Annotated in this window: 4 protein-coding genes and 2 pseudogenes; 1 reads left to right on the top strand and 5 read right to left on the bottom strand. The window is 38.3% G+C overall.

Features of this window, described 5'->3' with window-relative positions:
- Positions 1-827: 827 nt before the first annotated feature.
- Together ACP6PL_RS03945 and ACP6PL_RS03940 are read right to left on the bottom strand one after the other, a co-directional pair.
- Positions 828-1,520 (bottom strand): annotated as a pseudogene (locus ACP6PL_RS03945) (RNA-guided endonuclease TnpB family protein); the annotation flags it as partial.
- 404 nt (positions 1,521-1,924) lie between these two features.
- Positions 1,925-2,372, bottom strand: a pseudogene (locus ACP6PL_RS03940) (RNA-guided endonuclease InsQ/TnpB family protein); the annotation flags it as partial.
- 425 nt (positions 2,373-2,797) lie between these two features.
- Between ACP6PL_RS03940 and ACP6PL_RS03935 the strand changes: the two are divergent.
- The gene (locus ACP6PL_RS03935) at positions 2,798-5,350 is read left to right on the top strand and encodes a glycogen/starch/alpha-glucan phosphorylase (RefSeq protein ID WP_426542756.1); all 2,553 of its coding nucleotides are present in this window, start codon (positions 2,798-2,800) and stop codon (positions 5,348-5,350) included.
- A 563-nt stretch (positions 5,351-5,913) separates the two neighbouring features.
- Here the strand turns inward: ACP6PL_RS03935 and ACP6PL_RS03930 are convergent.
- From ACP6PL_RS03930 to ACP6PL_RS03920, 3 genes are all read right to left on the bottom strand, one after another.
- On the bottom strand, positions 5,914-7,620 hold the full coding sequence (locus ACP6PL_RS03930) for a hydrogenase maturation protein (RefSeq protein WP_426542754.1): 1,707 nt from the start codon (positions 7,618-7,620) through the stop codon (positions 5,914-5,916).
- 21 nt (positions 7,621-7,641) lie between these two features.
- The gene (locus tag ACP6PL_RS03925; RefSeq protein WP_426542752.1) at positions 7,642-9,234 is read right to left on the bottom strand and encodes a B12-binding domain-containing radical SAM protein; all 1,593 of its coding nucleotides are present in this window, start codon (positions 9,232-9,234) and stop codon (positions 7,642-7,644) included.
- A gap of 1,220 nt (positions 9,235-10,454) precedes the next feature.
- Positions 10,455-11,252: a creatininase family protein gene (locus ACP6PL_RS03920; protein ID WP_426542762.1), complete on the bottom strand. Its 798-nt coding sequence runs from the start codon at positions 11,250-11,252 to the stop codon at positions 10,455-10,457.
- Positions 11,253-11,273: the final 21 nt, after the last annotated feature.

Genomic DNA, 11,273 nt, shown 5'->3' with positions numbered 1-11,273 from the left:
CGCAAACGACCGCTCTCTTGGTCGATTGGATATGGCGTTAGCGGAGCGGCTCTGTAAGAGCGGGAAACCTCGCCATCCCATCCTAACGGACTGCTCCGCAAACGACCGCTTTTTCCTCTTGAAAGAGGAGGCTTTAAACCTGAATTATTTAATTAATAATTAATAATTAATAATTATTCGGTAATATAGAAAGATGAAGTGAAAGCTATAGATAGGGTAAAATCTGTAAGTAGATAGAGTTGGAGTTTCATTTTTGATGCAATTTCCAAAGTGTATGAGAAACATATCCATAAAAATGGTCATCAAAGAAATAAGCAAAACTACATTTGTTTCCAATCTAGTCGTCAGTTTGTAGATTTCTATGATCCACCTGGATATACTCGAACGGGTTAAAGCTTTGTGTCTAAAGATATACGTCAATGGTATAGGTTTCCGAGGAATTAGTCGAGTCACTGGCGTAGCTCATACTACCATTATCAATTAGGTGAAACAGGTAGGACAGCAATTAAGCTGATACCTTTGACATCCTCCCGAGGCTGCTCTTACGAGACAGCGCGGGATTCCCTAACATCAATGATAGAAGCTTTCTGCTGCTTCTTGCAGAGGAGCTGCCTCCTGCGGAGTAGCTGCGCTAACGCTTTTTATGTCGCGTTTGCGTTAGCATTCCGTAGGAAAGCGAAACATAGCACCTGCCTTCCGAGATTTGCTCCCTATGTGCTTCACACAGGCTTCGCCAACGGGTCTTACGGTCGCTCCACAGACTGAGACTGCGGGTCTCGATCCTTCTTGGTGGGCATTCCCTCTCTTGGTCGGCGTTCCCTTGCCTCTTACGCCGACGCGGGTTCCGACCGCTTGCGTCTGTCGGCGACGCTGGGTCTGACCGCTTGCGTTTTACGCCGGCGCGGGTTCCGACCGCTTGCGCCTGTCGGCAGGGCGGGGTCTGACCGCTTGCGTTTTACGCCGACGCGGGTTCCCATCCGCAAAATATTTATACTTGCATTAATGTCCCTGTCGTGGTGACTACTACACTCTGGGCAATCCCACTCTCTAATATTTAGAGGTAATTTCTCCACTACATGACCACAATTACAGCAACGCTTAGAACTAGGGAAATATCTGTCGATTTTTATCAATTGTCTTCCGTACCATTCAGCTTTGTACTCTAATTGTCTGACTATTTCTCCCCAATTAGCATCACTTATTGCTCTAGCTAACTTGTGATTCTTAACCATATTTTTTACTGCTAAATCCTCAACCACAATAGTTTGATTTTCTCTGATTAGTTGTAGGGGAGCCGTCGGATTGGCAACGTATGTAAGCTTATGGGTGTAGTCAAGTCTTGAGTCTTTAATCTTGGCGTGTATCTTGGCTACTTTAAGTCTAGCTTTTTGATAGTTATTAGATCCTTTGGTTTTTCTGCACAGAGATTTCTGAGCTAACCTCAGTTTTTTGTGTAACTTGTTGAGATTCTTTGGGTTAGTAATTTTTTCTCCATCACTGGTAGTTAGTAAACTGGTAACTCCTAAGTCATATCAAATCCGGTTAATTGCACATAGAATCTGGTCATAGGATATGTGTTTATAATTTTTTCAATTACTTTAATAGATATATCGCTAAATTCCGCACTGGAGAGTGTTTACGGGTTTGTCTCCATCTCCCCATCTCCCTATCCCCCCATCCCCCCAAGCATATAATAAGTATTCAACCCGATTTGATATCAATACCTACTTGTTTGCTCACTGGTTTGAGTTTTAAATCTCTGGTGTCATTGATTCTCACAGATACAGACCATCTACCACTTGGGTCAAGTTTTACAGTAATTCTACTAGTACCGCTACGCGGAATTCAGAATTCAGAATTCAGAAGTTTTGATTGGTAAGGCTTTGAGTATTTTGTTACTGGTCACTTATTTCCGTCATCCTGCACTAGGTACACAGTTTTGGGGTAATTGCCTGCTCCACGTGATAGGTAATGCTTCACAACATTTAACTAGATATACTTGACCATTTCTCTAGTTAAATGCAGATTTTATGAATTCAGCACTACCGCCATTCCGCTTCTTCTGAAAATTAGGATATTTAGCACGCCCACTAAACAAAGTTCGTGAAAGCAGTCTGTAGATGCCTCAAACCTTGCTGCAATGGTACACAGCTTACTTGTGTCAGAAAATCTAAATCTTACTGCTTTTTCCAATTCGTAAGCATAGCTGAAGTTTTATTGTAGCTTACTCTTTCTTGTAGTTCATACCATGCAGTAGTTCTAGCAGCTAAAGCTTTGTTGTAGACCAAGCGTACACAACCCAACGTCCTCCGCAACAGATTTTCCTGTTCTGGAGTTGGGTAAAATATAAATTTGTACGCTTTTTCAACCATCTACTGTTTACTTCTCAACATTTACATTTTAACAGATTATGTGTGAAACCGCAAGATTGATTGGTTTTCCTCCCGACGCTCCCCGACGGGAGAGCGCAGGTCTCCAACCAACCTTGAGATCAATAATTCTCTTACACCAATTTTTTTTATTTATCTAATATTTTATCTTTTCTTTGGGATTGGTAAAAATTAAAAACTTGTTAATAAATTAAATTTGATAATTAATCAATTATTTGGCTAAATATTATTACATTATACTAAAATATTATTGTTTTGGTCTTGAAATAAATTAATATAACTAAACTTATCTCCATAAGTATTGGCTAACATTGAGCAAACATGGAAGTGACTATTATTAAGTCTCAAAAAGGCTTGTCGATATAGTTTGAGCGTTGTCAATAAATAGTTTAGTAAATTCTAAAATTATGCAAGAAGTACACCAAGAACAAACTTACACAGAAAAAGTAAAAATTCAAGTAGAGGATGATCGCACAGGTACCAGTCTCGATACCATCAAACGAGCGATCGCCGACAACTTATATTATATACAGGGGAAAGACCTAGAATTTGCTACGCCCTATGACTATTATATGGCATTGGCCTATACAGTGCGCGATCGTCTCCTGCATCGTTACCTAAAAACTACTAAAACCTACTCCAACCAAAACGTTAAAACAGTATATTATCTCTCAGCAGAATTTCTTATGGGTCGTCAACTAGCCAAAAATCTAGTTAACGTCGGCTGTTGGGAAGTAGCGCGTCAAGCCTTAGAAGAATCATGTCTTGAACTTTATGACTTGATTGAAAAAGAACCAGAACCAGGTTTAGGCAATGGTGGTTTAGGTCGGCTTGCTGCCTGTTTCCTTGACTCCCTTGCTACCCTAGAAATTCCGGCAATGGGCTACGGTATTCGTTATGAATTTGGCATTTTCAAACAACAAATTCATAATGGTTTCCAAGTAGAACAACCAGACAAATGGTTAAGTTATGGCAACCCTTGGGAAATACCCCGCCATGAAGACCAAGTAGAAATTAAACTGGGCGGTTACACCGAAGCTTACACAGACAAACAAGGCAACTACCGCGTTAGGTGGATACCTGCACGGACAGTCATTGGAATGCCTTATGATACTCTAGTACCAGGCTACAATACCAACACAGTTAATACCCTGCGCCTCTGGAGTGCTAAAGCTAGTAATGAATTTGACCTACAAATTTTCGACTCTGGCGACTACAACCGCGCCGTCGAAGATAAGACTGTCTCTGAAAATATTTCCAAAGTTCTCTATCCCAATGACAACATCTTCCAAGGCAAAATGTTGCGGTTACAGCAGCAGTATTTCTTTGTTAGCTGCTCCCTACAAGATATTATCCGCACTCACTTATCACGAAATCCCAATTTAGACAACTTCCACGAAAAAGCAGCTATTCAGCTGAATGATACCCATCCCTCCATTGGCGTTGCAGAATTAATGCGACTACTGATAGATGCACATGATATGGAGTGGGAAAAAGCCTGGAATATTACCCAAAATACTTTTGGCTACACTAACCATACTCTGTTGGCAGAAGCCCTGGAACGTTGGCCAGTTAGTATGTTCGCTACTCTGCTGCCACGACATCTCGAAATTATCTATGAAATTAATTTCCATTTCCTAGAGAAAGTCAAAAAACGTTATCCAGGGGATGATGGGCGTTTAGCACGGATGTCACTGATTGAAGAATTTCCCGAAAAGCGTGTACGGATGGCTCATTTGGCTTGCGCTGGCGCTCATGCTATTAATGGTGTGGCAGCATTGCATACTCAACTTTTGAAAACAGATGTTTTGAGAGATTTCTACGAACTTTGGCCGGAGAAATTTACGAATAAAACTAATGGAATTACTCCCCGTCGTTGGTTGTTAATTAGTAATCCTAAGTTGGCATTACTAATTACAGATAAAATTGGCAAAAATTGGATTAAGAATTTAGAGGAAATTAAACAGCTTGAGCGGTTTATTGATGACCCAGAATTTCGCCATAATTGGAGTCAGATTAAATATGAGAATAAACAAGATTTGGCTACTTATATTGAGGGAAAGACTGGGGTTGTAGTTAATCCTAATTCTTTGTTCGATATTCAGGTAAAAAGACTCCATGAATATAAGCGTCAATTGTTGAGTGTGCTGCACATTATTACTCTTTATAATCGAATCAAACAAAATCCAGATACGGATATTTTGCACCGCACTTTTATTTTTGGAGCGAAGGCAGCACCAGGTTATTATATGGCAAAGTTAATTATTAAATTAATTAATGCTGTAGGGGAAATAGTGAATAATGACCCAGACGTGCGCGATCGCCTCAAGGTAGTTTTTGTTCCGAATTTCTCCGTATCTATTGGTCAGCGAATTTATCCTGCTGCCGACCTTTCTGAACAAATTTCTACTGCTGGAAAAGAAGCTTCTGGTACTGGAAATATGAAATTTTCCCTCAATGGTGCTTTGACTATTGGTACTCTCGATGGAGCAAATATTGAGATTCGGGAAGCTGTAGGAGCTGAGAATTTCTTCTTATTTGGATTGACTGTTGAAGAAGTTAAAGCATTAAAATATCGGGGATATAATCCCGAGCAATACTATACTTCTAACAAAGAATTACGGCAGGTAATTGACCGTATTGCTTCTGGTTATTTTTCACCAGGTAAGCCAAATTTATTCCAGCCACTTGTAGCATCTTTACTAGGAAAAGATGAATATATGTTGTTGGCTGATTATCAATCTTATATTGATTGTCAAGAACGAGTAAATGAAGCTTATCGCGACCCCGAATATTGGACTCGAATGTCAATTATTAATTCGATTAATATGGGTAAGTTTTCTGCTGACCGTACTATCTGGGAATATTGTCAGGAAATCTGGAATGTTGAGCCTGTGAAAATTGATATGGAAGCATATAGTCAGGAAACAGCAGGTTTACAACGTTATTGTCAGATATAGGCTCTTCAATAGATATTAAAACCCACACTGATATTTATATTTTCGGTGTGGGTAGATAATAAATTTTAGGTATTAGGTGTTAGGTGTTAGGTGGTAGGTGTTAGGTAGGTAGTAAGAAAATCCTCATATTGCCAGCATAGTAAATTAAATTACTAACCATCCTATTCAATAATAGAATCCCGCCTTTTTATAGTTTTTTTCTTTCTTATACCAAATTAATATGAAGTTGCATAGAATAAAATTTTCATCAGAGTTGACTGTAGGTAAAAACAGAAATACTTACTTATTTATTCCTATTGACCATCATGATTTTCTCCTGACTCCTTATTCTGTGCAGCCTCACATAAAATTGGTATTATTTATTCTTTATTTTCCCTTTTTCCTTGCATAAACTATTTGTAATATTCTTTTTTCAAAGTAGTATTTCTACCGAAACAAACTAGAATCAACCTGAAAAAAATACCCAATACCTGAGCCTGCATCTCGCTAATTTCACTCCTACCATTAACTAACTCAAGCACAACATTCTCCGAACCAATAAACCTCTACCAAATATTCAGGTTTTACTTCCTATGAAGTGCAATATTGGTAGGTGTTTCATTATATGAAATTTTGAAAACAAAACGATGCCGCGCTTTATGATATTGATCGTTACCATAAAAATTAACATACATCCTTTTTAGCTCATCTTTTCTATATAGATTTAAAGACTTGTTTGATTCATCGGCACAGAGTTTGACTGATTTTGTATTTAATATCTGCTGTAGCAATACATTATCTGAAATAAGCAGTTTCGTAAGATTTCTCACCTGTGCATAAAAAAGTGTGTGATTATTATCAAGTACCTTATCAACTAAGCCAATCTGCAAGGCATAATTAGTACTAATTGGTAAACATTCTTCAGTTAACTCTATTGCTTTTTTATCACCAACACGTTTGGGCAAACAATAAGTCCAATATTCAGAGCCATATAAACCTCCCATGCTTTTATAGTGAGGGTTCATAATAACGCCCCTTCTTGCGAATATAAAATCAGCACCTAGAGCTAACATTACCCCACCCGCCGCTGAATTACCTGCCATAGCAGAAATGATTAATTTATCAGTTGTGGTAATGATTTGGTAAATAATGTCATTAATTGCATTAATGTTATGCCATGATTCATTAGCCGAGTTATCCGCTGCTTCAATCACATTTAAATGAATACCATTTGACCAATAATTTTCACCACCTAGTAAGACAATCACTTTAACGGGTAAAGTAGCTACATACTGATAGACTTTTAACATTAACAGGCATTGCTGAGTATTCATTGCACCATTATGAAAATCAAAATGTATGTAAGCAATATCATCTTCCAGTGAGTACCATAGCTCTTGACAAGCAAGTTGTTTTCCTATCTGACAATAATCAATCTCAATATTGTTAACATCTTTAGGAATTAAACCTTTTAATATTTGAGTTGAGGGTAATTTTATGCCTTTCTCACCCTTCGCCAATTTGCGTTTTAAATGTCCGATCCAGACCGCCCCATCTATTGTTGCCCGACAAATAGCCTGATTAGCGGTAGCGATAATTTCTCCTGCTTTACCTGTCAATTTATCTTCTTTATGTACATTATATAGAAACACAGCTTGTCCATAGATTTCATCTAAAACCCCCGGCGTACCGTCTGCTGCCAATATATATCTTACAATATCATCGGTTTTTTGAGTTTGCCAATTGATGCTTCTGTCATGTTGTTTCATGAAGGATTGAAATTGTCCCATAACATCGGCTTTTTTATAATCTAAAGGTTCAGCTTTAAAGTCTGGCGATTCAAAATAGGTTAAAACCTCCCATAAAGCTTTAACTGCTGTTTCAGTAACTTCTCGATTATAAAGACTGCTTTTTGAGGCAGTACGCATAGGAAAATTTTTACTAGACCATATATAGCCTGCATCCATTTCTTCATCAGCTTGGAATAAGGTTACACCCCATTCAGCTAAATTATTTTGAATTGCCCAATCTAAAGAGGATGGACCTCTATCGCCTTTAATGCCTGGATGAACAATAATACAGGGATAGTTTGTATAGATTTCTGCTGAAAGGTATCGCGTTAAAAAAGGACAAAGAATTAAGTCAGGCTGAAAAAGTTTTATACCTGCTAATAACTTTTCACGATCACCATGATGAAGTTCCACAGACACTTCGTAATCAGCATCCATTAATTCAGTATAAAACCTCTGAGTTAAGGCATTAAAGGCTGTTGATATAAGTAAAATTCGCATTGATTTTGAATAACATCTTAATCACTGGATTAAGAAGGGGGTAGTAAACTGCTTTTCCCTGAAAGTTAACTCACTCAAAGGATCAAATCCTAACTGTTGAGTTATACGTTCCCTAGCTAAAATACGATACTCCCAGAAATGTTCGCCAGCAGCACACAAACCTAAATACATATTCAGGAATTGAGGTTTGGTGCGTAAGATACTCCAAAGCTGCTGCCAGAATTGAGCGCGAATTTCCGGTCTTTGCCAACCTTGAAGCCATAACAACTGAGCAACAAGTTTAATTCCTTTACCAGGGGGAAAATACATCGTCTGCTGTAGGTTTGGATTGGGTGTAATTTTGAGACATTCCTCAAAACAACGTCGGAGATAATTTTTCGGTTCGTACATCGTCCAGATTCCCTCTACATACTCCTTGGCAATTTCAGCTATCGAACGAGTGGGGATAAAATTCATCAAAGAATTCTGATCTCCCACCTCTTCGCCTCCAGTGCCATCTAATAATCGCTGTTCCTGTTTGAGCCTTTGCCAGAGAGCGGTATTAGGTGGTGCTTGCAGTATACCTAGCATAGGTTGAGGAATACTGGTTTGTTCTACAAAAGCTTGAATTCTTTCACCAGCACCAGCTCGCTCTCCATCAAAACCAATAATAAATCCTGCATAAATTAGCAACCCTGCTTGATTGATAATATGACAAGCTTCTATCAAGGGATGACGAGTATTTTGAAACTTGCGAGTTACTTGTAGACTGTCTTGATCAGGAGTTTCAATGCCTAAAAATACTGCGTAGAAACCAGCTCTAACCATTAGTTCTAATAGTTCCTTATCTTCAGCTAGATTGACAGAAGCTTCAGTAAGAAAAGTGAAGGGATAGTGATGTTCCTGCATCCAAGGAATTAATTCCCGCAGCATGGGTTTAACATTACGCTGATTACCAATGAAGTTATCATCTACCATAAAAATAGATCCTTTCCAGCCCAAGTCATAGAGTGTTTGGAGTTCTGCTAAAATTTGAGCTGGCTCTTTGGTACGGGGTTTGCGACCATAGAGGTTAGTAATGTCACAGAATTCACATTGGAAGGGACAACCGCGAGAAAATTGGAGCGCCATCATCAGGTAATCATCGCACTTGAGTAAATCAAAGCGTGGCATGGGGCTTTTTGTCACGTCAGGCTTTTCCAGAGCGCGAAATATTCCTTGTCCTTGACCTTTGGCGATCGCTTTTATAAATTGGGGAACTGTGATTTCTCCCTCATCTAATACTAAATAATTAGCGCCAGCATTGAGAGCATGGTCTGGCACTGAAGTTGGATAAGGTCCCCCTACAGCTACTTTTTTGCCTAACTGAGCTGCTTTTTGAATTAAGGCGATAAAGTCTTGTTTCTGCGCCAGCATGGCAGAGAGAATTACTAAGTCGCACCACTCCCAATCAGTTTCTGTCTCTATTTTGACATTGCGATCGCAAAAGCGAATTTCCCAATCTGAAGGTAGTAAGGAAGCGACAGTAATAATTCCTAGAGGCGGGATAAATGCTTTGAGACCCGCTATTTTCATAAACTTGTCGTAAGACCAGAAGGTTTTGGGAAAACGTGGGTAAAGTAATAAAGCTTTCATGGTTTATATTCTTCTAAATCCCGAATTTTACTTAGATTATACTATTTATATCAATGTTTGCTACAAATTATTGTTCTCTTTATTTCTGTTATCTGTTCCATATAAAAGATTTGATCTGTTCTCTCTTCCCTATTATTTGTTCCCTATAACCACACTTTTGTAACAATATTTTTTGAAATCAGTATTAGATATTGCCAATTTCAGTGTGATTGAAGTAGCAGTCAGCATTCAGCTCTCAAGGCGTGTGATGGGGGCTAACTACAGAAGTTAAAAAATTAGACATAATTATACATATAGCAATCAGGAATCAGATGTGAGAATTTGACTGTCCCTTAAAAGGATAGAATATAGCAGTTATCATATTCATTTTTTCCTTCTTCTCTGTTCACTAAAAGTATCCAATATCTCACAACTCAAATCATATTGCTATAATTAGATATTTATGGATAATGAAAACTATCTCTCATTATCAATTATTAATTAATAAAAACTATCTCTCATTATCAATTGTCAATTATCCATTATCCATTATCCATTGGTAAAAGATGGGATTTACTTTTTGTGCAAAGATTTATCCCTTAGTTAAGCAACGCCCTAATTTTTCAAATCTATAAAATTATCAAAATAATATAAAATCCGGTTATACAGTTATCGCATTTGCTGCTCCCGTCAAGACAGACCTGAGTTAGTAATACTCTTGAACAATTTCCACAGCTTACACACTTTTTAGGATGGTGAGGTACAGTTGAAAACTAATCTCTCTTCCCTATTTACCTTCCCTATTTACTAAAGTGATAAAACTTTGTATTTCACTAACTCCTAAACTGCTGTAAATTATTACTTTTAACTTTTGACTTTCCTTAGTTATACGATAACTAATTACCCGGATTGTATATAATTGGGTCTAAAATCCCACCTTTTAAGGCGAAATGTTTTTGGAGGATTGCTCAAAATCCCCCTTATTATCATTTCTCAAAAATATTTCTATATCTGATTGGGTGGGGAAGTGTGGAGACCCACCCCTAACCCCTCCCAGGAGGGGAAGTGTGGGAGGTGGGGGGAGGGATTAACAATAGGAATAATGATGACTAACTGACTAAGAATTGTCAAAAACAGACTTTGAATTTTGCTAACTTATGAGCTGTTGAAGTATAAGCGTAAGTATAGCATTAATGCATGATAATTGGTATTACAAAAATAACTTCTGAATTCTGACTTCCTTAACTTGGCTGCCGAAACTCATAAATATCCTTAATCACCTGCACCCAACCATCAGTAAAAGCCTCAAGTATCTGATTGCCTTTTTCCTTAGTAGCCACCTTGGCATCACCCAACACACCACTACGAGTCAACTCTCGCGTCAACCAGGCAAAAGGCAATTTTCCCTCCATACTTAACATACTCTCTTCTGGCAAACCTTGAGGATATTCGCACACCGCCTTATCCATCTTGACTACATCTGGCAACATCGATAGCATCATGCTAGTTTCAGAATCTCCAGCATGAATCCCTAATTCAATTTCCTTTTGGGTCAATAATTCCTCACTAGGATTAGGCACGCGCCAAGCCAAGAGCGGAAATAGTAAAAAATCTTCATATTTTTGGTGCAAGTCTCGCGCTACAATCTCAATAACTTGTGGTTGCCCACCATGGGCGTTTAAAAATACTAATTTACGGAACCCAGAGCGATAGATACTTTCTGCTGTTTCTGTCAAAACAGCCATTAAAGTCTGGGCAGTAAGGGTAATAGTGCCTGGAAAATGCCAATGTTCATTAGATTTACCGTAATATTGGGTGGGCAAGGCGTAGGCAGGAGTATTCCGATCTAGTTTTGCAAGTGCTTTGCCAGTGACATAAGTGGCGATCGCTGAATCAACAATTAAGGGTAAATGGGGTCCATGTTGTTCGATGGAACCTACTGGTTGAATAATTACTACATTTTCTTTATCTGGCATTGTCTCAATATCTTGCCAGGTGAGATAGGGAAAAAATCTTTCTGCTGGAATGAAATTGTGCATCATAATAAATAATAGTAAAAC

This window comes from Dapis purpurea BLCC-M126, from assembly GCF_050015975.1.
In the GTDB taxonomy this organism is placed as follows: domain Bacteria; phylum Cyanobacteriota; class Cyanobacteriia; order Cyanobacteriales; family Microcoleaceae; genus Trichodesmium.
The sequence above is the reverse complement of the archived record's forward strand: the minus strand, read 5'-3'. Positions and strand labels throughout refer to the sequence as shown.

Excerpts from the sequence above, each read along its gene's own strand:
- ACP6PL_RS03935 (WP_426542756.1), top strand. The coding sequence starts at position 2,798 with ATGCAAGAAGTACACCAAGAACAAACTTACACAGAAAAAGTAAAAATT.
- ACP6PL_RS03930 (WP_426542754.1), bottom strand. The coding sequence starts at position 7,620 with ATGCGAATTTTACTTATATCAACAGCCTTTAATGCCTTAACTCAGAGG.
- ACP6PL_RS03925 (WP_426542752.1), bottom strand. The coding sequence starts at position 9,234 with ATGAAAGCTTTATTACTTTACCCACGTTTTCCCAAAACCTTCTGGTCT.
- ACP6PL_RS03920 (WP_426542762.1), bottom strand. The coding sequence starts at position 11,252 with ATGCACAATTTCATTCCAGCAGAAAGATTTTTTCCCTATCTCACCTGG.